This window comes from Bacillus sp. EB106-08-02-XG196 (assembly GCF_013396335.1).
GTDB lineage: Bacteria > Bacillota > Bacilli > Bacillales > Cytobacillaceae > Neobacillus.
The window spans coordinates 248,337-273,555 of sequence record NZ_JABWSY010000005.1 but is presented as its reverse complement, the minus strand read 5'-3'; the positions used below and the strand labels follow the sequence as shown (position 1 = coordinate 273,555).

At 37.9% G+C, this 25,219-nt stretch carries 27 protein-coding genes and 3 pseudogenes; 8 read left to right on the top strand and 22 right to left on the bottom strand.

The genetic code is table 11. The annotated features are described in order from the left end of the window. Positions 1 to 175 precede the first annotated feature (175 nt). The 7 genes and pseudogenes from MLOOGBEN_RS10200 to MLOOGBEN_RS10170 form a co-directional block, all read right to left on the bottom strand. On the bottom strand, positions 176 to 496 hold the full coding sequence (locus MLOOGBEN_RS10200; protein ID WP_179158142.1) for a PadR family transcriptional regulator: 321 nt from the start codon (positions 494 to 496) through the stop codon (positions 176 to 178). Positions 497 to 693: 197 nt separating this feature from the next. Next, the gene (locus MLOOGBEN_RS10195; RefSeq protein WP_179158141.1) at positions 694 to 1,698 is read right to left on the bottom strand and encodes a DUF3231 family protein; all 1,005 of its coding nucleotides are present in this window, start codon (positions 1,696 to 1,698) and stop codon (positions 694 to 696) included. Positions 1,699 to 1,879: 181 nt separating this feature from the next. Beyond that, positions 1,880 to 2,095, bottom strand: a complete 216-nt coding sequence (locus MLOOGBEN_RS10190; protein WP_256989029.1) for a hypothetical protein — start codon at positions 2,093 to 2,095, stop codon at positions 1,880 to 1,882. A gap of 116 nt (positions 2,096 to 2,211) precedes the next feature. Beyond that, on the bottom strand, positions 2,212 to 2,607 hold the full coding sequence (locus MLOOGBEN_RS10185; protein ID WP_179158140.1) for a PaaI family thioesterase: 396 nt from the start codon (positions 2,605 to 2,607) through the stop codon (positions 2,212 to 2,214). 903 nt (positions 2,608 to 3,510) lie between these two features. Continuing rightward, positions 3,511 to 3,675: pseudogene (locus MLOOGBEN_RS10180) on the bottom strand (tetratricopeptide repeat protein); the annotation flags it as partial. Positions 3,676 to 3,727: 52 nt separating this feature from the next. Further along, on the bottom strand, positions 3,728 to 4,042 hold the full coding sequence (locus MLOOGBEN_RS10175; protein WP_368737774.1) for a GNAT family N-acetyltransferase: 315 nt from the start codon (positions 4,040 to 4,042) through the stop codon (positions 3,728 to 3,730). A gap of 153 nt (positions 4,043 to 4,195) precedes the next feature. Continuing rightward, a pseudogene (locus MLOOGBEN_RS10170) lies at positions 4,196 to 4,735 on the bottom strand (DUF1697 domain-containing protein); the annotation flags it as partial. Positions 4,736 to 4,843: 108 nt separating this feature from the next. Here MLOOGBEN_RS10170 and MLOOGBEN_RS10165 point away from each other — a divergent pair. After that, the gene (locus MLOOGBEN_RS10165) at positions 4,844 to 4,987 is read left to right on the top strand and encodes a hypothetical protein (protein WP_179158138.1); all 144 of its coding nucleotides are present in this window, start codon (positions 4,844 to 4,846) and stop codon (positions 4,985 to 4,987) included. Between the two features lie 184 nt (positions 4,988 to 5,171). Here MLOOGBEN_RS10165 and MLOOGBEN_RS10160 read toward each other — a convergent pair whose 3' ends face one another. From MLOOGBEN_RS10160 to MLOOGBEN_RS10150, 3 genes are all read right to left on the bottom strand, one after another. Continuing rightward, a complete protein-coding gene (locus MLOOGBEN_RS10160) occupies positions 5,172 to 5,453 on the bottom strand; it encodes a toxin-antitoxin system YwqK family antitoxin (RefSeq protein WP_179158137.1) in 282 nt (93 codons plus the stop codon). A gap of 62 nt (positions 5,454 to 5,515) precedes the next feature. After that, the gene (locus tag MLOOGBEN_RS10155) at positions 5,516 to 6,010 is read right to left on the bottom strand and encodes a DUF1572 family protein (RefSeq protein WP_179158136.1); all 495 of its coding nucleotides are present in this window, start codon (positions 6,008 to 6,010) and stop codon (positions 5,516 to 5,518) included. A 125-nt stretch (positions 6,011 to 6,135) separates the two neighbouring features. Beyond that, positions 6,136 to 6,522, bottom strand: a complete 387-nt coding sequence (locus MLOOGBEN_RS10150; RefSeq protein ID WP_179158135.1) for a cupin domain-containing protein — start codon at positions 6,520 to 6,522, stop codon at positions 6,136 to 6,138. Between the two features lie 220 nt (positions 6,523 to 6,742). Here MLOOGBEN_RS10150 and MLOOGBEN_RS10145 point away from each other — a divergent pair, with 220 nt between their 5' ends. Then, complete coding sequence (locus tag MLOOGBEN_RS10145) at positions 6,743 to 7,255, top strand: DUF3189 family protein (RefSeq protein WP_179158134.1); 513 nt, start codon at positions 6,743 to 6,745, stop codon at positions 7,253 to 7,255. Between the two features lie 339 nt (positions 7,256 to 7,594). Next, entirely contained in the window at positions 7,595 to 8,161 is a 567-nt protein-coding gene (locus MLOOGBEN_RS10140; RefSeq protein ID WP_218781124.1) for a CBO0543 family protein, read from the top strand. 78 nt (positions 8,162 to 8,239) lie between these two features. On the opposite strand, the pseudogene MLOOGBEN_RS10135 reads toward MLOOGBEN_RS10140, so the two are convergent. From MLOOGBEN_RS10135 to MLOOGBEN_RS10115, 5 genes and pseudogenes are all read right to left on the bottom strand, one after another. Continuing rightward, positions 8,240 to 9,355 (bottom strand): annotated as a pseudogene (locus MLOOGBEN_RS10135) (IS110 family RNA-guided transposase); the annotation flags it as partial. 426 nt (positions 9,356 to 9,781) lie between these two features. Beyond that, on the bottom strand, positions 9,782 to 10,231 hold the full coding sequence (locus MLOOGBEN_RS10130) for a hypothetical protein (RefSeq protein WP_179158133.1): 450 nt from the start codon (positions 10,229 to 10,231) through the stop codon (positions 9,782 to 9,784). Positions 10,232 to 10,489: 258 nt separating this feature from the next. Then, positions 10,490 to 10,666, bottom strand: a complete 177-nt coding sequence (locus MLOOGBEN_RS10125; RefSeq protein ID WP_179158132.1) for a hypothetical protein — start codon at positions 10,664 to 10,666, stop codon at positions 10,490 to 10,492. A gap of 806 nt (positions 10,667 to 11,472) precedes the next feature. Next, positions 11,473 to 11,862: a cupredoxin domain-containing protein gene (locus MLOOGBEN_RS10120; RefSeq protein WP_179158131.1), complete on the bottom strand. Its 390-nt coding sequence runs from the start codon at positions 11,860 to 11,862 to the stop codon at positions 11,473 to 11,475. 67 nt (positions 11,863 to 11,929) lie between these two features. After that, a complete protein-coding gene (locus MLOOGBEN_RS10115) occupies positions 11,930 to 12,472 on the bottom strand; it encodes an RNA polymerase subunit sigma (RefSeq protein WP_256989028.1) in 543 nt (180 codons plus the stop codon). 543 nt (positions 12,473 to 13,015) lie between these two features. On the opposite strand from MLOOGBEN_RS10115, the gene MLOOGBEN_RS10110 reads away from it, so the two are divergent. Continuing rightward, the gene (locus MLOOGBEN_RS10110; RefSeq protein ID WP_179158130.1) at positions 13,016 to 13,387 is read left to right on the top strand and encodes a hypothetical protein; all 372 of its coding nucleotides are present in this window, start codon (positions 13,016 to 13,018) and stop codon (positions 13,385 to 13,387) included. Positions 13,388 to 13,599: 212 nt separating this feature from the next. Here the strand turns inward: MLOOGBEN_RS10110 and MLOOGBEN_RS10105 are convergent, their stop codons facing one another. The 3 genes from MLOOGBEN_RS10105 to MLOOGBEN_RS10095 all read right to left on the bottom strand — a co-directional run bounded on the left by MLOOGBEN_RS10105 (position 13,600) and on the right by MLOOGBEN_RS10095 (position 16,031). Next, entirely contained in the window at positions 13,600 to 13,962 is a 363-nt protein-coding gene (locus MLOOGBEN_RS10105; protein WP_179158129.1) for a group I truncated hemoglobin, read from the bottom strand. Between the two features lie 138 nt (positions 13,963 to 14,100). Continuing rightward, the gene (locus MLOOGBEN_RS10100; RefSeq protein ID WP_179158128.1) at positions 14,101 to 15,552 is read right to left on the bottom strand and encodes an anti-sigma factor family protein; all 1,452 of its coding nucleotides are present in this window, start codon (positions 15,550 to 15,552) and stop codon (positions 14,101 to 14,103) included. Continuing rightward, positions 15,549 to 16,031 carry an RNA polymerase sigma factor gene (locus tag MLOOGBEN_RS10095; protein ID WP_179158127.1) on the bottom strand — a complete coding sequence of 161 codons (483 nt, stop codon included), beginning with the start codon at positions 16,029 to 16,031 and terminating at the stop codon, positions 15,549 to 15,551. Before MLOOGBEN_RS10095 ends, MLOOGBEN_RS10100 begins: the two co-directional genes overlap by 4 nt. 137 nt (positions 16,032 to 16,168) lie before the next feature. Here MLOOGBEN_RS10095 and MLOOGBEN_RS10090 point away from each other — a divergent pair, with 137 nt between their 5' ends. Continuing rightward, entirely contained in the window at positions 16,169 to 16,795 is a 627-nt protein-coding gene (locus tag MLOOGBEN_RS10090; RefSeq protein WP_179158126.1) for a LysE family translocator, read from the top strand. Positions 16,796 to 17,614: 819 nt separating this feature from the next. Here MLOOGBEN_RS10090 and MLOOGBEN_RS10085 read toward each other — a convergent pair. The 3 genes from MLOOGBEN_RS10085 to tnpB form a co-directional block, all read right to left on the bottom strand. Then, the gene (locus tag MLOOGBEN_RS10085; protein WP_179158125.1) at positions 17,615 to 19,774 is read right to left on the bottom strand and encodes a YhgE/Pip domain-containing protein; all 2,160 of its coding nucleotides are present in this window, start codon (positions 19,772 to 19,774) and stop codon (positions 17,615 to 17,617) included. 150 nt (positions 19,775 to 19,924) lie between these two features. After that, positions 19,925 to 20,494, bottom strand: coding sequence for a TetR/AcrR family transcriptional regulator (locus tag MLOOGBEN_RS10080; protein WP_179158188.1), 570 nt, complete (start codon positions 20,492 to 20,494; stop codon positions 19,925 to 19,927). A 282-nt stretch (positions 20,495 to 20,776) separates the two neighbouring features. Further along, complete coding sequence (gene tnpB, locus MLOOGBEN_RS10075; protein WP_179158124.1) at positions 20,777 to 21,952, bottom strand: IS200/IS605 family element RNA-guided endonuclease TnpB; 1,176 nt, start codon at positions 21,950 to 21,952, stop codon at positions 20,777 to 20,779. Between the two features lie 178 nt (positions 21,953 to 22,130). Between tnpB and MLOOGBEN_RS29165 the strand changes: the two genes are divergently transcribed. Then, the gene (locus MLOOGBEN_RS29165) at positions 22,131 to 22,253 is read left to right on the top strand and encodes a hypothetical protein (protein WP_256989027.1); all 123 of its coding nucleotides are present in this window, start codon (positions 22,131 to 22,133) and stop codon (positions 22,251 to 22,253) included. 122 nt (positions 22,254 to 22,375) lie between these two features. Here the strand turns inward: MLOOGBEN_RS29165 and MLOOGBEN_RS10070 are convergent, their stop codons facing one another. Further along, entirely contained in the window at positions 22,376 to 22,906 is a 531-nt protein-coding gene (locus tag MLOOGBEN_RS10070) for a DUF5683 domain-containing protein (protein WP_179158123.1), read from the bottom strand. Positions 22,907 to 23,111: 205 nt separating this feature from the next. On the opposite strand from MLOOGBEN_RS10070, the gene MLOOGBEN_RS10065 reads away from it, so the two are divergent. Both MLOOGBEN_RS10065 and MLOOGBEN_RS10060 read left to right on the top strand, forming a co-directional pair. Then, positions 23,112 to 23,264, top strand: a complete 153-nt coding sequence (locus MLOOGBEN_RS10065) for a hypothetical protein (protein WP_179158122.1) — start codon at positions 23,112 to 23,114, stop codon at positions 23,262 to 23,264. 253 nt (positions 23,265 to 23,517) lie between these two features. Further along, positions 23,518 to 25,149 carry an SWIM zinc finger family protein gene (locus MLOOGBEN_RS10060; protein ID WP_256989026.1) on the top strand — a complete coding sequence of 544 codons (1,632 nt, stop codon included), beginning with the start codon at positions 23,518 to 23,520 and terminating at the stop codon, positions 25,147 to 25,149. Positions 25,150 to 25,219: the final 70 nt, after the last annotated feature.

The following is a 25,219-nucleotide window of genomic DNA, read 5'->3' as shown; positions in this document are numbered from 1 at the left end:
TTTTATACAATAGCCGGAAATTCTCCGCCTATGAATGATCAACCCTACACGAAAATCAACAATGCATACTAACACAGCCTTTTTTAAAAGCTGAACAGCCACAGGGACGGTTCTAGTGGTCCCAAAAATCGATATCTCTTCCATAAAAAAAGCCACGAGAACCGTCCCTCCGGTCCTAGATTGATTTCAAGACGTTGATTTTTGATGATACAAAATCCCATTTTTCCCAAAACAATTCAAGCTCCTTGCGGCCAGCCTCATTAAGTGTGTAAAACTTGCGGGGAGGCCCCATATCGGATGGTTTCTTCTCCATATTCACCAGCTTTTTCTTTTCTAAGCGCACGAGGATGGTGTAGACCGTCCCTTCCACGACTTCGGTAAACCCAAGCTCATTTAGGCGGCGGGTGATCTCGTAGCCATAGGTTTCATGGCGGCTGATGATTTCCAGCACGCAGCCTTCGAGCGAACCCTTCAGCATTTCAGTTAAATTTTCCATTTCAGAGCCTCTTCTATTCCGTCTGACTTATATCCAGTACTACTTAGTACCGAGGGAAACTTTTACTGAATAGCATTTAGGAAATCACACTATTCAGTATTACTTACTACATGTATATAGTAACACCGAGTAGCAGAGGTGTCAACTATTTTTCTTAAGGCTGTGCTTTATCATCCATCAGGAATACTGTCACAGGTTTAGTTCTGTATTAAGTTGTCACGGTCATCCGCTTGTGGAGGTTCTTCCATCCATCCGTGTTTGATCATAATTTTCGCTCCCTCTTCAGCGTAAAGAGAGATTTCTGGAATTATCGCTGCGTATTTCAATCCCAAATCTCTTCTTGGACTTGCCGCCATCGCCATTCCATAGTTCCCGACCCCAGCAGCAATCATGGCTGCTATATGACACATACTGAGTTTATCGGAAAACACATTTGTTGTTGTATCGGTAACAGCCGAATCCCAGCCCATTGGCGCTGGCAGATCCTCTTTTTTGAGGAAATCGCTAAATATGTCTATATGTTCTTGGGCAATTTGTTTTCCTCTTACTAGATAGTCCTTTACTATTTTGCTATTTGCCGTCTGTGCTAGCCCCGTAATCAGCGCCTTACCAATCGCATTGGTTTGAATATTTAAGAATACATGACTAATTTCAATCGAAGTAAGAGCCCTCTTTTCTCCGAAAAAGCCTGCCAAAAAATGTTGTTTCTTCACAAAGTCTACTTTGTCAGGAACTGATATATAAGGTGGTCTGATGTAAGTACCTTGTTTCAGCATCAAATCCCGTGTCATATCCTGCATCGTAACCCCTTCTTTTAATACACGTTTATGAAAAGCAACCACATCTGGACGTGTCGCTAACCCCAACGCCGCACTACTTGCTGCCATTGCAAGAATGGACATGTGCCGGAAGTACATTAACATAAATGTATCGGAGAAAAGTCTTGGGGCCTTCGGATTGACATCTTCATCTGTAAATCCAATAGGTATAGGAAATTCCTCTTTTTTAAAGAGTTCCTTCATAATAGAAAGATTCTCATTCACCATCTTTACAACATATTCAATAATAGGGCGTACTTCCTCATCTTCCACCTTCTCTAAAAAATAAGCAGCCATACAACTGGCTAATGTGTCGTTTATATACTGCGACCATAAACTGGACATTTCAGCGACCGTTAAACGAATATTTGTTTTGTCTTCCATAGGTAAACCTCCTATTCCATATATCAATGAATAATATCTCCAATACAGGGGAAATTATGAATGAACAACCTATTCAATATATCGATGCAAAAGGTCTTAGCTGATTGACAAGCTAAGACCTTTTTCTTATTCAGCAATCTTTTATAAAAGGAGTAACCTACCCCTTTTTAGTTGGTATTTGTCAACCACCTTCTACACAAGTCTCAGTTGAACTGCCAACAGCAGCATTTAATTCGACAAGAAGACTAGGAAGAATCTCAGATTCAATCGCGCTTTCTAATGTCTTATAAGTTAGTGGTACATTAAATTTCACAAAAATAGGTGCTGTACTCTCCCACGCTTCAACAATTGCTTTAGAAGACATATTAGATTGTATGACCAAATTTAAAACCTCCATTTTTATTTCTCTTCTATAAAGTGGCCACGGGGACGGTTCTAGCGGTCCGAAAAATGGACACCACTTTCCATAAAAAAACCACTAGACCCTGTCCCCCGGTCCAGCTCCCTCTAGGGCTATCCTTGCGGGCTTATTTTTGGGTGTGTGCGAAATAGGATTGCTTTAGATTTAGCTACAATTTCTTGTTTATCGTTATAAATCGAACATTCCGTGTGAATGAGAGTTCTGCCCTGCTTTTCCATTTTGGCAATCGCCATTAAGTATGTACCCGTAGCGGGTTTCAAAAATGAAACATTTAAATCAACGGTTACAGCTTGTTGTATACCGTCTTCATTTGCTGGTAACAGGTTTGATAATGCTACATCAGCCAATGAAGAAATGATACCGCCATGTATAACCCCTGCACTGTTAATGAATAGGTCCTGGACTGGCAATATGATTTGCAAATTATGATCATCAAGCTTTTTATATTTCAAACCTAAAAACTCATCAAATGGCTGCTTTATAAACATCAAACAAACACCTCTATATATTTTTAATTTTGCTCTGGTAAAACAGTATGTTGATTTCACTGTGTTTGAAAAATAAGCGGAAGAATTCCGGTTAAAATGAGAAATACCCATATTTCCTTTAATATAAGCGGAGTTTTTCCGCTTATCTAATCAAAATCTATAGATTTTTACTAATTTTGAACAGGTAAGCGGAATTCCTCCGCTTATATCTGCTTCTTTAGCTTCATCTATGTACACTAACCGGAAATTCTCCGCTTATGAATTCCCGAAAAACAACAATGAATACTAACAGAGCCATCATTTTAACGCTGGGTGGGTGGTCATCCTTCTATTCTTCTTTTTTCAAGGCTCAAAGTCCTGCTTAAGTGATAAAATCAGGTTAACTTAAACACTGTTCTTCCTTCAAAAACTCTCTCGGCTGCTAAAGTTCGAGGTGCTATTGAAACAATATTTACCAATTGATAGAAATTTCATGTAAAATAAAGGGAATAGAGGATTTTTATTCGTTGAAATTTATAGCGGCAAAAAGGTTATGAAAGGGGAATACGTTTATTTTTAATAAAGTAAAATCATTACCGCACAAAGTAATATTTGCAATTGGTTTATCTTTAAATTTAGTGGGAGTAACATTGGCTAATCTTTTGCAATTTAGTATTTGGTCCATATTATTTGAAGGTATCCTTTTATTCGTTGGTACTCTATTAATCTTGCTTGCTTCTGATAAAAAACATTTAAATAAGAATCTATAAATAATACGACTAAATCATTCACACATAAAATCAAAAATGGATGGTGAAAGTGATGTTCATTAATGCAAAAATAGATTACTACTTTTACCTATAATCCATTGATTAAAGATATTATCAAGAGAATGCAAAAAAGAGGATGAAAACCCTCTTTTTTCTAACTCCATGTTTTATCCAGTTTGTCAGAATAGAAATGAATCGCTTTTTTATAGTGCAGGATGTCCTCGTCCGATGTGGTATCAATCAAGCATGTAAGCAGGATTTCCATCGCACGATGATGCTCTTCTACATTATAAAGAACCATCGAATAGAATACCTTTAACAACTATGAATCAATTATGCTAACTCACCAGGCGTAAAGGTAGTAAAGATTGCTATATAAATATGGAGAAAGTAGGTTCATCAAATGTCAGTATATGATCTTCTAAAAAACCAAATTTCAAATAAAATAATCTCCCAGCTTCATTTTCCGGATGAACCGTTAAACACAATCGTTTACAAGAAGGATTGTTTTGTTTGATATGTCTAATTAATTCATTTAATGCTTTTGAACCCAATCCGTTTCTTTGAAATCTTTTATCTATGAAAAAATGAAACAGCCAATAATCATCTGTACTATCTGGTGTATAATGCAAATTGAAAAAGCCTACCATCTTTTTTTGATGGTAAATTCCATATGGCTCAACCATTTTTCCACCAGGTCTTATGTATGCTTTAGCAAGAGCAATAGCGACGGGAGGATTGACGGAGGCAACAAATTTCATTTGTTTATCGTGTACGGATAAATCAAGTGCTTTTCTCCAATTGTCTGAACTTATTATTTTTATTTCTATATTTGCCCTATTTTGAGCTTGCATAAGTTCATATATCTTACGAGTGGTGTTGACATTTCTTACCGTAACTTGTTTATATATCTTTGAACCAATAATCCTTGATTTTCCACTCTTGGTTACATTCTTCTTGTCAACCGACCATAGGATCGCACCGGGTACATATTTTACCGTGTCAATATCTGGCTTAATGACCAAATTCGCCATTACAGATGCATCATCAATTTCATCCCATAAAAACATGACATCACTTGTCATTCCTTTATCATTTTGCCAATTGTCAGGAATAGCGTTAATGATTTCTCTGACATCCTCGACACTACGAATTACTACTTTAATTGGTAATCCAAAATCATTATGTATCGCTTCTTCCAAAATACGCGATAGTTCCTTTTTTGAAATGCCACTGTATGAAAAAATAATATTACCTGTATTGATGTATGTCACCACATCCTTCATCCCGACTTGTTCAAATGTTTGTTTAAGCAACTTCATGTCAATTTTATTTTTCCCACCGACATTAATCCCCCGAAGAAGAGCAATATAAACCATAACCATCCTCCTTTCAACTTACTCGTAAAATCTTCCAATGACGCTAACCATTAAAATCCCCCAATTGTTTTGTAAAAGTTGGACATATTATCCGTAGGAGGTGATGAGGTGGCTGACAAAAAGGAAACTTCCGAACACATAGACAAAGACAATAAATTAGACAGATACCAAAACGATCGACATAATGAGAATGCTAGGGCAGCAGCGGCTCCTGAAACAGAAACCCCAAGAATTAATACAGATAATCTTTAATACCACACCTATCCACGTTTGGGTTTAGATCCAAACGTTATTAATTCTAAAATGCCTTTATATCACTCAAGCCCCCTTACGTTTATGACTCTTCTTAAACGTAAGGAATCTCTTTCCCCTCAAACAAGGCTTTCAAGTGTATATCTGGAGTTGATATCCACCCCTTAGATCTATTTATAAGGAACTATTTTTTATTACGATTGGTGGTTTTGTATTTTTCACCTTTGCTATCATAGGTGACCCATTCACCAACAGGCTCACCTTTTTCAAAATGCCCTGAACGCTTAATGGTTCCATCGACACGATACCATTCCCAATAACCTTCTGGCTGATCTTCCATCATTTTTCCTTTAGACCATATCGTTTTTCCATTTGCATGGTACTTTATCGTGTATCCATCAATCTCTTCCAGCTTCTTTTCCTTGACGCCGTTTGGGTGGGTCAAGTCACATTTTTCATTCTCCATGACGTACCTCCGATAACTATTTTTTAATTACTATCACCATTCAAAGTTAACTATGGAACCTATTACTTTTTTCGAGGAATTGTTAGTGATTTCCAATCACCAGATTTTAAATATTTCACAATATAAATGATTTGTCCAACATGGTAAGAGTAATGGTACATTTGGCGTTCAATCGCTTCTATAACGGAATGGGGTTCATTTCGGATCGTAATGGTTTTTAAGAGGTGTTCTTCGTCAATATCTTTCAATGCAGATAAAAAGGTATCCCAGCCAAGTTCCCACAGTTCCATAACCTGTTCTTTCGTTTGACTATCTCCAACAAATTCATCATCACGATTACGGGACGGTTTTTCCCCATCACTTGTAAGGAAATCCGTCCAGCGTGATACCATATTTCCACTCATGTGTTTCACAATGATGGCGACACTATTGGACTCTTCATTCGGGGCCCAAAATAATTCGCTTTCGGTTAATTGTTCCATGGCCTTTTCAGCGGTTACTTTTGCATCCTTAAATCGATGAATAACTATTTTTAAATATTCGCTGCCTATAATCATACAATCACCTCAACATAATACCCTTATTGAACTTACCCTGAAAGTCGCCGTTATAAATCATAGAACTTCCACAGGAGGGGCTAGACTCCTTTAATATCTTGACTGTTTAATGATTGCAAGATTGATTACCCTTCAACAATTGGAAGGTATTTCAAGATTTCTCCTTCTAATTCAACGATTAAAATATCTCCTCTTTCCTTGGCTGAAAAAATCTTTGCACCAACTGGAAGTTTATTCGCCATCTCATCTTTGAAATCTGTATTCGTATCATTTTTTGTTTTTATTTCACCAATTTGAACGTCATTTGTTAAAGACAATTCCTCAACCCAATCGATATTCGTTTTGTAGATTACTCCATCATACTGAAAAATATCAGCAGCAGGGTCCAATCTTAAAACTTCCCCAGCATTAATACTATCAATTGATACTTTTGTTGTTTCCCGTCCATTAGAGCATCCAGTAATCACAAATAACGTTAATGCAATCAAGACATAAGATAACCTTTGAACCAACGTATTACCTCCTATATATATAGACGGCTATTCTCTACTAAAGTTCCTTCTTGCAACTGACTTCTCATTCTTAATGCTTGGGTTTAGATCCAGCATTGTTAATTCTAATATGCTTTTATATCACTCTCCCCATAAATGATTGTCCAATTTACTTAAGTTCGAATCAAAAATAGAATTAATGCCATATTAATAGGGACAGTTATGATAAAGGATGGTTTCTATGATTTATATTTATAATGATTATGGAGGGACACATACTACGTCTTTGGCTGCTGCATATCATTTAAAACAACTTCCTCAATCGGAGCGAAAACTAACCTCGGAAGAAATATTAAAGGTTAAATATTTTAATCAATTAACGAAATCGGATTTTGGAAAAATCATTTTTCGCGGGACAGATGAAGAAGGCAACTCAGTTTATACCATAGGACGGAAAAGGAACAAATTTGTTGTACCAGCATTAAAAGAATTAACCTTACTTCTACAAGAAAAATATCATTTTGAAGAAAAAATCGTTCTCTCCAATACATCACCAACTGTCCCATTTGCTATGTCATTAGGGGGTTTTTTCTCAAGAGGATTGAAAATGGACTTTATTGGAGTACCCTTATTAGTGATAGGCGCTAAACAATGCTGTGATAATTTATTTCGGTTAGTGGAAAACACCAAACATGTTGGTCGTACTATTTTCAATGAAAATGTGATTATTTTAGAAAATGAGATGTATAAATAGTACAAAAATATTATAAGTACATAATTAATTTAAGGGTGTTGAATTAATGGATTTTCCGCTTCGTTCGCACGAGATGCAATTATCCTATTTCCTATATCATTAATGAATGCTTTGTTTTTAAGTTAACAACAACGTTTAGTATATCGTTCTTTTCTTTCAGTTCATCTCCATCCAAGCAAGTATATAATTCTATACTTTCACCGTCAGAAAGATTTTCATTTATATACTTAAATAAATCGCTATTAGGGGGGAGACTACTGTTTTTCTTAAGAAACACCATTGCATAATTTATTACTTAACTGAAAAAAATATAATATTAACTATGTTTTTGGAGGTGTAATGAAAGTGGCATTTGAGAAGGGGCTCGCTCAATCAGAAAAAGCTTATAACCAGCTCACTGAGGTCAGTTCTTTATTTGCAAAAATAGTGACAGGAGAATTTCTCTCAACTTGGCAATGGTGGTTTGGTCTCGCACTATTTATTGTTCCATGGATTGTTTGGTTTAGACTCAGGAAGAAAGATAGCACGGGACGTCTCCTTTTAGGCGGCTTACTGACTATTTTATTATCACTTACAGTAGATCTTGCTGCCTTATCTTTAGGGCTCTGGTCATACCCAATGGTAATCATCCCTCTAGCACCTTTTCTATTTTTGCCTTATCACTTTTCTTTAGCACCCGTTGCGGTTATGTTAGCTCTACAAATTAAACCAAAAATGAACCCCTTATTAAAAGGTGTTTTATTTTCTTCCATTGCGGCATTTGGAGGAATGAATTTCTTTAATGCCATCGACTTCTACAACCCTAAGAATTGGTCCACTCTATATGATTTTATTATTTTTTTAACTTTTTATTTTGCAGCTTATTCGGTTACAAAAATTGAGAGCTATACTAAATTAGATAAGTGAATCCACGGGGACGGTTCTAGTGGTATGAAAAGTGGATATTCCTTCCATAAAAAAGCCACTAGAACCGTCCCCACGGTCCCTAAACTCAGGGTTGTTCATGACAAGGCTCATTGTCGCTAAGTAGAGGAAACGCCTCAGTCTAGATCTTCCCCGTTTAGAAATGACAATTTGACCTTTCCACTTTCCCGAACTTGCTTCAGCTAAGTGCAATCCTGCATGACGTAGTAAAGAATTGCCGTGTGCAAAGCCACTTAAATCTCCAGCTTCTCCTAATATACCAGCCAATGAAATCTCACTAATTCCTTTAATGGTAAGTAAATGATTGGCATAAGGAATTTGATTAAGTACTTCTGTTACTTGTTCTTCAACTCTTTCGAGTTGTGTTGTTGCGAGGTCATATTCCTCTAGTAATTGTTGTAGATGAAATTTATAGGCATCAAGTGCTTGCCTAGTACCGATTGAGTGTTTAGCTAAATGAATAAGTAATTGGGCTTTCCTTAAACCAGGCTGTCTCTTCATCAGAGACTTCCATTCGATAACCACGTTCTGAGGTTGCATTGAACGCAATTCGATTGGTGTGGGAAATAAGCGAAGGGTTGCGATTGCTCCTTTACCAGACACATCTTTAAATACTTGTCGAAGCTCTGGAAAGACAACATCTACCCACCGATTTATCTGGTTGATTGAACTTACGAGACGCTTAACAATCACGTCACGGTTCGACATAAGAATTCGAAGTTCTTCAAATGATTCAGAAGTTGGACGAACGATTGCATAATAACCATTCTTCACCATATCAGCGATAACTAGTGCATCCTTTTTATCGCCTTTTGACTGAGTATTATCTCTATTCTCTTTATTCCTTTTTACATGATATGGATTTACTGTTACAACATCAATATTCTGTTCAAAAAGTCATTTTGATAGATTAATCCAGTAATGTCCAGTAGGTTCCATCCCTACTATAGCTGTATCTAAGTTATTTGTTTTTTTTAGTTTATTAATCCATTGCAATAAAATAGTAAATCCTCCTTCATTATTTTCAAATGTGAGAGGATCACCGACTACAATTCCACGAAAATTCACTGCTCGAGCGACGTGAAATTGTTGAGCAATGTCCACACCAACTACAAGGTGTTTATCGGAAATTCTTTCTATTAGTTGATTTTGTTTGTCTTGCATTTTAAACTTCATAGTAGGGTTCCTCCTAAGTTTTTGAGTTAGAGTGGTGTCTATACTCATATCTTACTGAGGGGCTCTATTTTTTTCAAAGTTCAAATTTAACCATCTACAGGAATGCTAATGGGTGCGTTAGTGTAATAGGCTGTCGCTTATGTATTGGAGATATACAAATTTCGCCCCAATACAAAACCATCCTAAAAAGGATGGTTAAGGAAAATGGACAAAATTTCTTTTTACAATATATTTTATTCTAACAGTGAAAAAAAACCTATGATAATCCCCCATATTTCAAAGAAAAAATCTATCCAAGAAAATTAGAGGATTATTTCGGATTTACAAGTAGTTTTCCACCAAAATTAGTTCAGTTTTATGAAATCCAATTTTTCTTGCAATACTAGAAGACTGTTAGTTCCTTCAGCAGCTAGCTATGGATTAACCTTATATATCACTATTTCTAATTATTTTTAAATGTTTTATTGAATAAGTTGCGTTCTGTTTGTCTTGTAGTTCTTTTTTTAATTCTGAAATTTCATTTTCGATATTCTCAAGTTTTTGAGATAATGAAGCCAATATTACATTTTCTTGTTTAATTTTAGAAATATCATTGGCGATTTTCTCCAATTTTTGATATAAAGAAACCAACTCTGTATTTTCTTGATTTTCTGAAACCTTAGATACAGGGAGAGTAGAGTTTTGTTTATTTTTATTAAGACCCGCAACAGAATTCATGAGCGTATCGTTTTTTAGAAGAGATGTTGCCAGTTGCATGATAGAATTTAAATCCATAGACTTTTCATTTTTTATTAAATTGCTGGTTAGATTATTACTATTACCAGTCTCCTTATCTACATTGTTATTCTCACTATTTTCCTCTATATGTTCATTCATATTGTAACCGCCTTTTTCGTTATATATAAATTAAAATAAATCCTTAATATATGTCGTTTATCAAATGAAGTGTGATAATATCATATCCTTCATGGATCTAATACCCTTCCTATTTGTTCTCATAAAAACAATTACCTTTCGTTTAAAAATAAAATAACCTAGAAGATTATTTTATTTTTAAATAATCTTCTAGAGTTATCCGCTTATACATTAGGAACTCCTAAAAGATAAGCGTAAGTTTTTGCTGTGGCGATATTACTATGGGCATTCAGCTGTAGCAATAGCGTCTCTAGCGGCTATAATTGGTGCAGGATCGAAGCCAAATAGTTGAGCAACAATGATAGCAAGAGTTAAAAGAAGGAACAAAACAAGTCTCCCTAATTCACAAAGAAGATTTTCAAGAATACCACCATCTTGTAAAATAGAAATTGCCATTTATTCTTCCCCCCTTTCTAATTAAGAAATTCTATAAGGGGCCCCTTACATACTACATACTATGTAATAAAAACGGACAAGCTTAAACTTATATCACGATAATAAAAAAAGGGCTGCATTTTTTTTATTAAATAAAATTAAAATGATTTACAATATTGACATTTCCCTAGGTTATGCCTTGAGAATTATTGGTGAAGCACAAGGTTGTCTTTCAGGCAGCTTATTCTAATTGTCCAAAGGATAGCGATTGCTGAATAAAGTAGTCGTTTTTTTACTAACGGGGCAGGTTACAGTTGAAGAAGAGGATATAATCATTCCTCTTTTTGTTGTCAGTCAAATGTAAGTATTTTTAACAGAGTCATTTTGCAATAACCTCTTCTCTTTTTATATCCCTTTGTGAAGTAATGTACTTAAAGTAACGGGGGCTTTAACACAGTAACGAATAAAATTAACAAGCCTAAAATATGCAAGTTTTTATGCACAACTTGCATATTTTGGCTTTTTTTACATTCAAAAAACATACTCCTATATATACAGCATTTTTTAATTTCCAAATACACTTAGAGGCTCCAAGACAAGACCTTAATCGCTTATCTATGGTTACATATAAACAAAGATAAAAGGTGCACCTTTCGAAGGTTTTGTTGCTAATACTGTATATAAGTGGCAGGTTAGCACAATAAAAAAATGAACTGCCGCAACAACTCATTATGATCTTGAACTCTTGCACCGATTTTTTTATTAACATAATAAGCAAGTTCCTACCGTTGCCTATTAAAAAAGCAAGGCCCGATAGGCCCTGCTTGTTAATTGACTATTACTTTTCCAACCATTCCTTCATTGAAATGGTACCGACATATCAGTTCATATGTATCTGGCTTATTCGGTTTCACGGTAATGGTTTTTTCTTTTCCCGGCTGGACTTCGGCGTCAATTCCGAGCTTTTCCACTGTGAAGGTGTGTTCTTTCTTACCTTTGTTTTTCAATATCAACGTTGTCGTTCTTCCATTGGAAATCGTGATGACTTTCGGATTAAAGTAATCATCGTTCAACTCGACCTCAATCGCTTTCACCGTCTCCGTAGGTTGTGTTACGATACCCGATTCGGCAAATACACCTAGTGAGCCTGGAGTGGCCACAACCATAATCAACGCAAGCAAAACGACCAATCCTGTTAACCCCTTTTTTACAAACATTCGCAATCCCTCCTTTCCTATCACTATTTTTTCCAATTCATCAAATATTATGAGGCCAGGGGGACCCCTATTGAATAGGTAAAAATGACACTTGCCATATCCCATCTTCATTTTTTATCATCTGAAAACCATTTATTCCTTCACCTGAATCATATTCAATATATCCTTCGTAATCACTCGTTTGTACAAATGTTCCTTTGTCGATATTTTTAAATTGTTTTATGTTCTGTTCATCAGAGCCTCTATCAGATTCAGGGATTTTTTTATCCTCTTCTTTTGACCATTGAACATATCCTTCTCTGTCTGTATATAAAGCATATTGAACATCATATTTTTTATCAAACCCTGCTTTAACATATAACTTCGCAATACTTATTGGTTCTAATCCGCTTAGATGCTTTAAATTTATATCAATTTGAAAATTGCTATAAACCTCTTCTTCTTTAGCAGACATTTCAAAAGGGTTTAATTCAGTAGTAGAGCTTTCGACAATTTCTTTATCCTCAACAGAGGTATTTTCTTTAACTTTTTGTTCAGTATTATCTACGCTGCAAGCTGACAGCAGGATTGTGCCAAGTACAACTACTATACCAAAATATTTATGAACCATTTTTCATTTCCCCTCCCAAATCACTTCCATTGTACCTTCCAATTACGCTAACCATTAAAATCCCCAATTGTTTTTATTAATTTTAACATTTAACAGAACTCGCTAATAAAAAGGAAATATTATGAATTCCCGTTCCACTAAAGGTGCGTTACTTCAATAAAGTTCAACAAAAAGAAGCGTTAATCCTCCTGGATCAACACCCCCGATAGTTTAAGTGCATTTCATCACAATCTTATGTGGATTAAACATTTCAATGAAAGCATTTACTCATAAAAAAGAGCGTTGAAAGACATCTTCTAATGCACCCTTTATTTGAAGAGTAAAGTTTCCTGTTTCATTGATTTACGAATATTATCCTGAATCGTTAAAATTTTCTAAGTTTGTAGAATCAAAAATAAAGAGATCCAATAGGGACTCTCTCAAAGTTTTAACATTTGGAAACTAGTATAAGTCAAAATATTCTGATAAAATTAATATGTTAAATCTATACTATGAGAGTCAATTATAGTCTTACTTATTATTTAAATAAAGGGGAGAATTTGGGTGGAGAAACATATAGCAAGAGTAAATGGATGGGTGAAATACGATGATTTTGATCCATTAAAGCATGTTTTTTCTGATGAAATTGTCCTTTATATTAAAGGGATGTATCAAGAGGCTGCAAGAAGAAGAGATGAATATGATTTGCCTAGTCGTGATTATAAAGATATTGGAGGATATGATGTATTTACTCTAACACCAGAAATGCCTTTTACAAGAGATTACTTCATTTCTGAAAATGAAATTTGTTTCAACGAAATAATAGAAGGTTATATTTCTAGTAATAAAACACCTGTAGCTATTTTTAAGTATAGAGATGGACAATCACTTGGAGTATATTTGCCTGTATTAAAAAGAGAAAACTTCGTATTATAGGTATAATAAATAAGACCAAAAGAATGTACCTCCAATTGTTAGGTGTGTCTAACAATTGGGGTGCAGTTCAAAATTACGATCAAAAGCACACTTTAGTTTAACAACATTAAGCAAACGAAAACTAAGCTTCCTTATAAATACTGTTACATCAGCTGTTAACTAAAAAGAGAACCCACCAAGAATGGTAGCTCGTTTTTGGATGAAAAATTCATTTATTTATACAAAATATCATCTCTTAATGAAGCTACTTGAGTTAAAGCTGTATCAATGTCCTCCTCTTTTACCCCAAAATGAGCAAGAGCATCATGAAGATGTTTTGCAATAGCATCAAAATGCTCAGGTTGCAAGTTCATTCCCTTATGAGCTTTTGCCATTGATTGACCAGAATATTTATTAGGACCTCCAAGGGCAAAACTAATAAATTTTGTTTGATGGCGACGTTGTTTCTCCATATCTGTTTTTTCAAAGAAGGAATTTACAGTTGGATCTTTCAAAACTAATTCATTGTAAAAATAATCAACGACTTTTTCAATTGCCTCTTCTCCACCGACGTTTTCATAAAGTGATTGTCCCATTTGATACACCTCTAATTTGTATTTATTCTTAATATATATTGTACAAGACAATTTCTTTATATTCGTTTCGAATCATATACCGTTACTTGTATTTGGCAAACCATCGAAGGATCTGCCTTCACCAGTTATTACAAAAGCTTAATGAATAAATAAATAGGGTCTTTCCACTATGCCCGTTTCGGCATTGAAATAAATCTTGTTTTCCTTTCCTTCAAAAACATAGACGAGGACATAGTCAGCCGAAACGGTTGAGTAAATGATGCCAGTTCCAATGGTTTTTACCTTTTCACCTGTAATTTGCTCTGCCTTGGTTTCAAGTGAAGCTTGGCTTAGCTTTTCCTGATAATCTTTCGAGAATAACTCTCTGGATTGAAGTGGTGGCTGTGCCGACAACATGAAAAATTCTCCGGTTCCCGCATCAAATTCGATGACAAACGGCTCTCCCAGTGGGAAGTGCAGCTTGTATTCTCCTGCAAGGGGAGTGAACCTAAAACGATAAAGATTGTGCTGTCCTTCGATCTCTTCCTTGTTTGGTTCGACCTTTATTTCAAAGGCCGCGGTTTTCCCGTAAATCGCCTTAAGCATTTGTTCTGCTTTTTTTATGACCTCCCTCTGTTCAAGAGGCTTTTGTTCATTTATTTGATGTCCATAATTAAAGGCAGTTATAATCATTCCGGAATAACCGTCCATTTCACCATCGATTTTGGTTTTTCCTTGTTGAAGGTCAAACCGATACATTCCATAATGATCATTCATTTTTTCTAATTTAACCTTGCCATTCTTTGCATGGAATGCCGTTCTTATTATCTCTTTCAGATCTTTCTCTTTTATTAGGTTCATCTCGGAAGGAAGCTTGTGGTATCTGTTATAAAAAAACGCGAGTTCATTTATTTTTCTAATTGGATTACCGATTCCTTCTGTATCTAAAAACTCAAAATATGAACTATAGCCATGATGGAATTCATTATATTCCTTCCCGACATGCTTAAATAAAGTGCTGGAGTACGTTTGTAAAAGGTCAACCGCCTTAAGGTCCGTTTCATCCTCAAACCCCTGGCTTTTTCGCTCCCTAAGAGTTGCCGCCATTTCATCGAGCTCCTGGCTATTAACGAGAAGAGGGGCATTTTTACGCTCAAACCAAAGCAATTCCTCGTCTAAATCCACAATATCTTCCGCTGCATACGATAGAAGTTGCCCGTTTCGATCGATTTCATATGGATTTTCCGCTAGTTCTTTAAGTGACTCTGCATATAGATAAACACCATCGAGAAGGGTGGCAACTTTTTCACGGTTCGCAGCATACAAATTGATGCCAGATACAATAATAACGGCAGCCAGAAAGGCCGCAATCACTTTCATCCTTCTCAGTCTGAAGGTGATCCTGATCCTGTCATCGACTTCCTTCGATAATGTCTCCTCAGAGGAAAGAGATAACTCTGAAAATCCAGATCCCTTTTGATACAATTCCCTGCACTCCCTGCAGTGCTGTAAATGCTCTTCCACTGCCAGGCGGTTTTCCGGCCTTAATTCATTTTCTACATACAAAGGATATAAATCTTCTACTAGACTGCAATTCAACTTCACCTTCATTCCCCCTCCCCTTCAAGATAGTATTTTTTAAACTTCTTTTTCGCGCGATGAATTCCGACCTTTATGCTGCCTTCTGTCTGGGCAAGGATATCCGCCATCTCGCTAAGCGAAAAACCTTGATCCCTTAAAACCAGAAGTGTTTTTTCTTGTTCCGTTAGCTTTTGAAAAGTTTGTCTTACCATCATTTCTGTTTCGATGTTCCGGATTGTTCCGCCAGACTGAAGCTCCGGCTCCGCATAAGGAAGCTCATTCCGTTGTGAAAATTTCATTGCTTCATTCAAATATGTATTACGCGCAATTTTAAAAAGCCATGTTTTAAGGGAAGACTCGCCGCGAAACCGACCAAATCCCTTGAAGACCTTAATAAACGTATCATGTGTTAATTCTTCGGCAATTGTGGTGCTGTGGCACATGTTGCGAAGATAACGGAAAACCGGATCTTTGTATGCCTGATACATCTCTTCCAGCGGATCTGTCATGTCTCCCTCTCCCTCCACTGATAATGACAAACGAACATGCAAAAGGTTACAAACTATTTTTTAAAAAGTGAAACATAATTCAAAATATTTATGATAAAGTAATTTTAACCATTTTTACTCGGAAGGTGCTGATTATTTTGGAGAACTTCTTTTTGTTTGTGATTATGTGTATTTTACTGATTCTTTTACCTGGCCCTGACACCGCCATCGCGACAAAAAATACGCTGACAGTGGGAAGAACTGGCGGGTTTAGAACAATCTTTGGTACTTGTTGCGCTCTACTCATCCATACTCTGGCTGCGGTTGTCGGACTTTCAGCGATTATTGTGAAGTCAGCCTTATTATTTTCTGTCTTCAAATACTTCGGTGCTGCCTACCTAGTTTATTTAGGTATCAAGACATTATGGGCATTAAAGCAAAATAAAACAGCAGCCACCGAAATGACTGCCGAGAGCAAATATGATAACAAGTCTTGTTTTAAGCAGGGGTTTTTGACGAATCTCTTAAATCCAAAAGTAGCTGTGTTTTTCCTAACCTTCCTTCCACAGTTCGTAGATTCCGGCAGCACCTCTTTTATTCCGTTTCTCATCATGGGAATCACCTATACACTGTTAACCGCCGTCTGGTTTTTGTTCTATATCTACCTTCTTAACCAGATTCGTACTTTTATGAAAAAGCCTAAAACCCAAACAGCTATGGAAGGAATCACTGGTACTATTCTCATTGGCTTCGGCATCAAACTGGCACTGGAAAAGGCACATTAATAGATTGGTACCTCAAAAAGCAGTGGCATTCCACTGCTTTTTCCATATTCTAGACTTGTAGCTAAAAAGCCTGGTTCAGGTATCTAAGCTTCCCAAAAACAGGTACTACGCCAGTATTTCCGTTTATTATAGAACAAGTTAGTATTTCCTAATTACCTTTTTTATCCAAAAATTCTTACCTGCCAAAATGATTCCTTCACCTGCGGATATTATCTTCTTACCTGCATAAAACTCCCGCTTACCTGCATATTTCCTTTGTTTATCTGCCTAACAAAATCCTAACCTAGACTTCATGCTAAAAAGCCAGGCTGTTACCTGGTTCAGGTATCTAAACTCCCAAAAAACTGGTATTACGCTCGGTATTTTTCGTGAACAAGTTTCCATTTCCCAATTACCTTTTTTTTTCAAATAATTCTTACCTGCCAAAATGATTCCTTCACCTGCGGATTTTATCTTCTTACCTGCATAATGCTCCGTTTTACCTGCATATTTCCTTTGTTTATCTGCCTAACAAAATCCTAACCTAGACTTCAAGCTAAAAAGCCAGTCTGTTGCCTGGTACAGGTACCTGAACTCCCTAAAAATTGGTATTACGCTCGGTATTTTTCGTTCATTATAGAACAAGTTACTATTTTTCAATTACCTTTTTTATCCAAATGATTCTTATCTGCCGAAACGATTCCCTCACCTGCGGATACTTTCTTCTTACCTGCATAATGCTCCCTCTTACCTGCATATTTCCTTTGTTTATCTGCCTAACAAAATCAACGGACAAAAAAACACTGGGTTCGTCTCGACGAACCCAGTGTTCCTTCACTATTATGCTGCTTGTTCAAGCAATGCCTTACTACTTTGTTTCCTTTTGAACGTAAGTGCCATGTAGATAAATGTAACAGCCATGAAACCAGCACTGTATGCTAGTAAAATCAAATTGTTTTGCCACATGTAAGCGAAATCGCCGCTTGAGATGATGGCTTTAAATGCTTGGACACTGTACGTCATTGGGAAGAACGCGTTGAATGGCTGCAGCGCCTCTGGAATTAACGCAAGTGGGAATGTTCCCGCGCTTGTCGTTAATTGCAGGATCAGGATGAGAATCGCAATGAATCGGCCTACATCCGCCATGGACGTGACGAGCATTTGTATTAATGTAACGAATACCATGCTTGTTAGAATCGTCGTCACGATAAACAACGGTAAACTTTGTACCTCAATTCCTAATCCAACGAGCAACACAAAATCAACTAATAGTGCTTGAATGACACCAATGATCGTGATAACGCCTAATTTACCGATAAACCATTGTGCTGCTGAAGCTGGTTTGACGGCTGGTTCTCTAAGACCGAACACGATTGAGATGATCAGTGCACCTACGAAAAGTCCGAGTGAAATGAAGTAAGGAGCAAAGCCGGTACCGTAGTTTGGCACGGTGTTAATCTCATTTTTTTCAACCTTCACGGGCTCGCCCATCATATCATAGGTGTCTTCATTTGCTTTTACGCTATTGGCCGCTTCAGCCCCGGCCGCCAGCTTCTCGTTTAATTCTGAAGACCCGTCCTGCAATTTTTCTGTGCCTGCTTGTAATTCAGTAGAACCTTCCGCAAGCTTACCCGTACCTTCGGTTATTTTACCCGCACCCGCAGTTAATTCTCCCATCCCAGCTGTCAGTTGGTTAGCACCTGCATGTAGTGCGGTTGACCCTGTATAAAGCTGGTGAATTCCTTGCTGTAATTTCATCTGGTTGGCGTTAATTTCACCAATCCCGCCAATTAATTGGTCGAAAACGGGGTCCGTTTGTTTTTTCAATTGTAATTCTAAACCTGCAGTCGCCCCAAGCAATTGTCCATTTACCTGCGATTTGAATTGCGTGAAGCCTTGGTGCAATCCAGGATTGATTGCCTGCGCAACCTGCTGCTCGACCTCTGCCTTGGTTGGAGGAGTCTGTTGTTCCATAATCGCTGTCACTTTTTCTGCCGGAACACCATTTTCGATTAATGCTGCGGCCAGTTCCTCCATTTTTGCTGTTTGCTGTGCGATCATTTGATCAGCAATCTGTGAAGATAATCCCTCCCCAAGTTGCGTTTCAAACTGATTGATACCTTGGTTTAATTTTTCTGTACTACCTGATAACTGGGCGTTGATTTCAGCTGCGATCCTAGCTGGTAACGCTTCTTTCATCTGCTGTGCCCCTGCTTGTGCTTTTTCGGTGCCTGTCACCAGCTGCGGCAGCTTTTCATCCACTTCCTGTAACCCTTGTTGGATCGCTGCTGTCCCTTGAGCTATTTCACTGGATCCCGACGCCGCACTATTCATACCTTCCTCGAATTCAATCGATTTGCTTGCTAAGAGCTCAAGGTTTTCCTTGATTTGTCCAGCTCCTTCGTTGAGTTTTACCGAACCCTCGTTAAGCTGCCCGGCTCCCTCACTTGCTTGGCCTAACCCGCCTGCCATCACTGTTACTTTTTCAAAAATGCTTTCGGAGTAGGTTGCAACAATCTCTTTCGAAATCTCCGCTTTGATTTCCTTCATCGCGGTTTCACCAATTTGCGCCGATAGGAAGTTTGCCCCCTCGTTCGGAACATATTTGATTTGCAGTTTTTGAGGCTGATCCTCAAGCAAGGTTGTAGCATTTTTCGAAAAATCACTCGGAATCTCTACTAGGATATAATACTTTTGGTCCTCCAAACCTTGGTATCCCTGCTTCTTGTCCACTATGTCAAAATCAAACGTATTGGTTTTCCTCAGATTTTTGACTAGATCGTCCCCAATCGTGAGCTGCTCTCCGTTAAGCTCCGCTCCCTCATCCTGATTCACAATCGCCACAGGCAGGTCCCCTAAATATTTATAAGGATCCCAAAACGCCCATAGGAACATTCCTGCATAAAGGACGGGAATAAACAGGATTGCGATGATGGGAATGAGCACCTTCCGATTGGAAAAGATAGATGTTAATTCTGCTTTAAATGAAGATCCCTTCATGTTGGTTTTCCTCCTATCTAATTGACTACTTTGTTCAATTAGTCATCTTTACTTTTAAGAAATAGTGACTATGAATTCAAACAGTCTGCCTTTCTTTTTGTAATAGTGACCACTTTATCCAAACGGTCAGTTTTTGTGAAAAACAAAAGGCTATGTTAACAAGCCTTTTAGTAAGTAAAGCTCAAAGAGCCTTGGTATTTCTCCCTTTTTCAATGGTGGATGGTTCCTTTGCCAGTCATTCACCAAAGAAAAGTACATCTTCAGCATCACAAAGGCCGTGACCTCAGGATCACAGGATTTGATTTCGCCCATACGTATTGCTTTTTTAATAATAGTCTTCATGTACTGGATGATCGATTGCTCTACTCTTTGCATGGCTTCGACAACGGTTTGCGTGCCCATATCCCGCTCTTCCTGAATCAATTTTATCGTCAATTGGTGTGATTCCCTAAACACTTGAACCCGACCTAATACCCTGTTCACATTTTCAAGAATCGAGGATGAGTCATCCAGCACGCTATCGACTTCGAAGCGAATTTCAGCGATAAGCGAATTGATTATTTCATCAAACAATTCTTCCTTTGTCTTAAAAAAGGTATAGATGGTTCCCTTCCCCACATTGGCTAACTTCGCAACCTGATCCATCGTCGTTGCCTTATAGCCATACAAGGAAAAGGACTTAGCCGCCGCCTCCAAAATCAACTTCTTCCGATCAATCATTGCCACATCCACTCACCTCACTTTTATAAAAAAATGACTAAATTGCTAAATCGGTCATTCGCATGAAAAGTAATATATCATAAGGTTTTTAGAAAAGCAACACACGAAAGTTTCCCTCCTCAAGAATTTTTTATCCTGCAGATTTTGTCAAACGACTTTTTGGAACATTTTACCATTTGTTTACGTCTAATTGAGTAGAGTTGAACTATTCACCGCTTCACCCTTTCGGGATGTTTGAAACGGGAGATTCCTAAGAACACCGGTGTATCCACCAATTTTTGATTAGGCGATCCCCGCAGTCCCTGCGGTTAGAAGTTTTATAGCTTCTTTTTTAAGATTGATTCCTGCGTTAATATCTCTTTGGTGATGGATATTGCATTCTGGACAGTCCCATTCACGTAGTCCGAGATTTTTAACGTCTTTGTTTTGGTAGCCACAACATGAACAAAGCTGACTGGAAGGGAAGTTTTTAGCAACAGTTACGACTTGTTTTCCGTACCACTTTGCTTTGTATTCAATCATGGTTTTGAGTTGTGACCATGATACTTCACTGATGGCTTTTGCAAGATTATGATTCTTTAACATATTAGATACTGACAAATCTTCCATTCCAATAATGTCGTGGTTTTTGACGATTTCGGTTGAAATCTTGTCTAAGTAATCTTTTCTTGCGTTAGTAATTTTTTCATGGATACGTGCGACTATAATCTTTGCTTTGTACCAGTTCGCACCACCGAATGTTCGTCTACTCATGATTTTTTGTGCTTTTGCTAACTTTTCTTCTAAGGTGTGGAAAAACTTTGGATTCGAGTAGATTGTTCCATCGGAGAGAATAGCTAAATCTTTGATTCCTACATCAATTCCAATAGCGGAGTTGGTTTTAGGCAATTCGGAAACTTCTGTTTCAGTTCCTAAAGAAACAAAGTATTTGCCTGAAGGATTGCGTCTAACAGTAGCACTTATTATACGACCATCGACTTCACGACTTTTAGCAAAACGAACCAATCCAAGTTTAGGTAACTTGATATGATTGCCTATAACTGCGATATTTCTATTCGTATATTTGGTTGTATAAGATTGAACAGGATTCTTTTTGGATTTATAGAGTGGCTGTTTGCTTTGCTTTTTGTAGTATCTATAGTAAGAGTCAGCTAAATTTTCAACAGATTTCTGCAAGGCGATACTGTCGACTTCTTTTAAAAAGATATACTGCTTCTTTAGTTCTGGAAGTGCCTTAATCGTTTCGTATTTGTTTAAATATTCACCCTTCCAATTATTTGATGGGAGTTGACCATTCTGAACCATTTCTTCGATGATATACCAATAAGCGTCTTTTTCTTTCTGTTTGCCAAGAAAGAAGTTGAAGACAAATCTTGAACAACCAATAGTTTTGTTAATAAATTCAATTTGTTTTTTGTTGGGATAGATGCGAAATTTGTAGGCTTTGTTTATAATCAAAAAAGTCCACCTCATTTTTCGGAACATATGTTCTATCTAAATTATATCATAGTAAGGAGAACTTTGGCTATCGCCAGCGACATTTATCTACCACTTGCTCATTGGCTTTGCATGCATAATCCTTGGGAGGGAGCTTCTGTCGATAATAGATAAAGGAAATAACTGGGGGATCATTTCGATGAAAAGAGTTTTAATTGCGTTGTTTATTGCGCTGGTTTTGTTTTGTGCTACAGGTGGCTTGGAACGGTTCGCTTCTGATGTAGAAACACAGGAACCGGGGGTTACCGAAGAAAATTTATAATAAAGATTTTCCAGTCCTAGCGCTGCTGGGGCTGGTTTTTGCGTGGACCGCCGTGACAAATTCACTGATGTGGACATACTTTGTTAGTGGACAAACTTCAGCCCGCAGCGAATCGTCATCTTTTAGGCTATCACTTTGGGTGCCCTCTTTTTTCGGTAGATGTTTTTTTCAAGAAAATAACCTAGCGTTCCTAATAAAAGTCCAAATAGTAATCCGCTGAAAACCGGCATGTCTAAAATACTGAGGGCTTGATATTGCTTCAAAAATGCAAATTCGTGCCAAAATAGCCCGCAATCCATGCCAACCACCAGTCCAATGAAAAAACCAGTATGGTAGGTTCTTTTTGGCATATCAAGGCCCTTGTCATTGTGGACTTTGGCTGTGTTAAATGCCTGCCAGATTGAAAAATCATATAACGATGGATAGAACATGCCCCAGCTGTAATCAATGACACTGTGAGCTTTGGCGAAATCACCAGTAAAAGAATATACAAGTGCTACATTTAAGTTGGAGTATAAATTAATAAGGAATTCAAAACCAATCAGCACCAAGCCAATGATGTAATCCTTATTGTATAGTTGTCCAAAACCCGGTAAAACCATTGACCATACCGCTGCTGCATACGGGGATTTATACTCACGTCTGTGTCTCATTCTGCCCAACCTCTCTTTCTCATATAGTACTCCCATTCCATTTGGGTTTGGGGGTTTTTGATAAAAATTCACAGAAATTGGGATTTTTGGTATACCAGAATAATGAGTGAACCGGGTAATTGGAACCAGATTTTTTTGTATGTATAAGAGAATGATAGATTGGTAAGAATGAGGATAGAAAGTAATTTTAAGGGGGATGGAATCAATGAATGAAACTAAATTGCTATTATCACAATTTGCTAATGAAGAAGGCTTCGAACTTAAAGACTATCTCACACACTTGTTCGAATATGTCTCACTCCAGCTCGGACAAACTCCAACCATCAACACCACTACTACTGAAATGGAGAATAGTTAAGTCCGGGCGCTGCATCAATGCCTGGACTTTTTTTGTGTTTGGGGAGACATTTTTGGGTTTGGCCCGTAAGACTAGAATTCGGCTGGTAAACGATTTTTCAACATTTTCCTGATAGGTCAGAGACCACAATGACCGAGATCTTTTTTACAAAAAAAGCCTGTCTTGAATAGAAATCCCTTTTTCTCTCCTCGAATGGCCATTTTTTGGGTATAATATAGGAATATGGATTTTTCTAAAAAAGGGGGTCGTGGCTTTGGGAGCAACGACTGCTAATGAACGGATTGAACTTCTCTCTGAGGAGATTAAGGATTTGTTCCATCCACACGCTGCCGATGATGTAAAGCTTATTCAAAAGGGCTTAATGCTTTACCGGCAGGGGATGGTCAAGCAATTGCAAATATGGAATGCTCAAATTACGGCAATGGTGCAGGATGTGACGCCCTGCCATGTGAAGCTGAATTTTGATCGTTTGTCGTTTAGCAGCTGTACCTGTCCTCACGAAGGACTGTGCCGCCATCAGCTGGCCGTGTTTTTTGCGGCATATAGCAGGGTCGGCAGTGTCGCGGATTGGGTGACTGAGTGGCGGGAACCGATGAAGGAGAAGAATGACGTTGCAAGCTGGGGGCTTCAAAAGGCAAAGGATTTAATCAAGGCGAACGGTGTGATGAAGCCTGATTACCGGCGCTGGGTTGAGTCGTTTGAAGTGAGCTTCGATACGATTCTGAACTCGAAAAAGTATTCGAGTCCTTTTATTATTGCTGAGTTGTTCAATATATACGAACGGCGGATTAGGGCGAGTGCTCCGGTTGAGCAGGAGTGGCGCCTGCTGTATGAAATGGTCGGGATTGTTGTATCGTTTAAAAAGCTCGCCGTTCTGACTGAGAATTCGGGGTTTGCGGAGGATGTCGTTAGACGCGCTTACCTCTCTGTGTTTCATAATTTAATCGAGGATGCCGATGAGCTCGTGTTGAAGATTGGTGTTCAATCGCTTCCGTTTGACTTCGACGAGTTTATTTTACAATTAAAGGACGACGTGTTTGAGCTTCTGACAGCGTCGAGCGGGCTGGAGCAGGAACGAATCTATCTCTATCGCCTCCTCTGGACAAATCTTTTTAAAAAGAAAGAATGGCGTGAGCAGGAAATCTTAAATATTAATGAACGGCTGAAGTCCTTGAAGGAATGGGAAAATCCGAATCCACTGATGATTGCTGGGATTCATATTAGCTTTTTGCAGCAAAAGGATGAACTGGCATTAGATTTGATTCATAAAATGGACGATAAGGTGATTACACCTTATATGCTTCATTGGATTGACCTGTTGTCACAGACAAAAGTATGGAAACGGGTTGGTCCTTTAGTTGAGCTTTTTTCAGCTAAACTAAGAGGCTATTTGGACTTTTTGCGGGCCTATCATTCGTGTGCGTCTTTTACACGGTCTTCGCTTAAGGCGATCTCTCCGTACGTTTCAGAAAACGGGAAGGTAGAATTGTACGAAAAGATGATGCTGGCGACCCTGCCTTACAGCTATACAGAATATGAATATATGCTATTTGAACGAAAGCAGTATGACAAATGGGGCGACCTTCAAGCGTTCATGGGCTGGAACTTCTATGATTTACCGAGGGAGCGCGTTAAGGTGATTGAGAAGGAAAAGCCTGAGGTACTGCTGGGAATGCTGCACCAATCCGCTTTGAACGAGATCAATCAAAAAAACCGGTCCAGCTACAAAGCAGCGGTAAGGCACCTAAAAAAACTGCGCACCCTATACAAAAAAACCAAACGCATCGACGACTGGCAATACTTCCTCGACAGCCTAATGGAAAAAACCAAAAGACTCCGCGCCTTCCACGAAGAATGCAGGCGGAGCAAACTTATAGAGGAATAGCTGGGTCGGTGCCTGGGGTCGGTGCCTGTCACCGCTCGTGGACAGTGTCCACCTCAGGCGGACAGTTCCT

Excerpts from the sequence above, each read along its gene's own strand:
- MLOOGBEN_RS10200 (WP_179158142.1), bottom strand. The coding sequence starts at position 496 with ATGGAAAATTTAACTGAAATGCTGAAGGGTTCGCTCGAAGGCTGCGTG.
- MLOOGBEN_RS10195 (WP_179158141.1), bottom strand. The coding sequence starts at position 1,698 with ATGGAAGACAAAACAAATATTCGTTTAACGGTCGCTGAAATGTCCAGT.
- MLOOGBEN_RS10190 (WP_256989029.1), bottom strand. The coding sequence starts at position 2,095 with ATGGAGGTTTTAAATTTGGTCATACAATCTAATATGTCTTCTAAAGCA.
- MLOOGBEN_RS10185 (WP_179158140.1), bottom strand. The coding sequence starts at position 2,607 with ATGTTTATAAAGCAGCCATTTGATGAGTTTTTAGGTTTGAAATATAAA.
- MLOOGBEN_RS10175 (WP_368737774.1), bottom strand. The coding sequence starts at position 4,042 with ATGGTTGAGCCATATGGAATTTACCATCAAAAAAAGATGGTAGGCTTT.
- MLOOGBEN_RS10160 (WP_179158137.1), bottom strand. The coding sequence starts at position 5,453 with ATGGAGAATGAAAAATGTGACTTGACCCACCCAAACGGCGTCAAGGAA.
- MLOOGBEN_RS10155 (WP_179158136.1), bottom strand. The coding sequence starts at position 6,010 with ATGATTATAGGCAGCGAATATTTAAAAATAGTTATTCATCGATTTAAG.
- MLOOGBEN_RS10145 (WP_179158134.1), top strand. The coding sequence starts at position 6,743 with ATGATTTATATTTATAATGATTATGGAGGGACACATACTACGTCTTTG.
- MLOOGBEN_RS10140 (WP_218781124.1), top strand. The coding sequence starts at position 7,595 with ATGAAAGTGGCATTTGAGAAGGGGCTCGCTCAATCAGAAAAAGCTTAT.
- MLOOGBEN_RS10130 (WP_179158133.1), bottom strand. The coding sequence starts at position 10,231 with ATGAATGAACATATAGAGGAAAATAGTGAGAATAACAATGTAGATAAG.
- MLOOGBEN_RS10125 (WP_179158132.1), bottom strand. The coding sequence starts at position 10,666 with ATGGCAATTTCTATTTTACAAGATGGTGGTATTCTTGAAAATCTTCTT.
- MLOOGBEN_RS10120 (WP_179158131.1), bottom strand. The coding sequence starts at position 11,862 with ATGTTTGTAAAAAAGGGGTTAACAGGATTGGTCGTTTTGCTTGCGTTG.
- MLOOGBEN_RS10115 (WP_256989028.1), bottom strand. The coding sequence starts at position 12,472 with ATGGTTCATAAATATTTTGGTATAGTAGTTGTACTTGGCACAATCCTG.
- MLOOGBEN_RS10105 (WP_179158129.1), bottom strand. The coding sequence starts at position 13,962 with ATGGGACAATCACTTTATGAAAACGTCGGTGGAGAAGAGGCAATTGAA.
- MLOOGBEN_RS10100 (WP_179158128.1), bottom strand. The coding sequence starts at position 15,552 with ATGAAGGTGAAGTTGAATTGCAGTCTAGTAGAAGATTTATATCCTTTG.
- MLOOGBEN_RS10095 (WP_179158127.1), bottom strand. The coding sequence starts at position 16,031 with ATGACAGATCCGCTGGAAGAGATGTATCAGGCATACAAAGATCCGGTT.
- MLOOGBEN_RS10085 (WP_179158125.1), bottom strand. The coding sequence starts at position 19,774 with ATGAAGGGATCTTCATTTAAAGCAGAATTAACATCTATCTTTTCCAAT.
- MLOOGBEN_RS10080 (WP_179158188.1), bottom strand. The coding sequence starts at position 20,494 with ATGATTGATCGGAAGAAGTTGATTTTGGAGGCGGCGGCTAAGTCCTTT.
- MLOOGBEN_RS29165 (WP_256989027.1), top strand. The coding sequence starts at position 22,131 with ATGAAAAGAGTTTTAATTGCGTTGTTTATTGCGCTGGTTTTGTTTTGT.
- MLOOGBEN_RS10070 (WP_179158123.1), bottom strand. The coding sequence starts at position 22,906 with ATGAGACACAGACGTGAGTATAAATCCCCGTATGCAGCAGCGGTATGG.
- MLOOGBEN_RS10065 (WP_179158122.1), top strand. The coding sequence starts at position 23,112 with ATGAATGAAACTAAATTGCTATTATCACAATTTGCTAATGAAGAAGGC.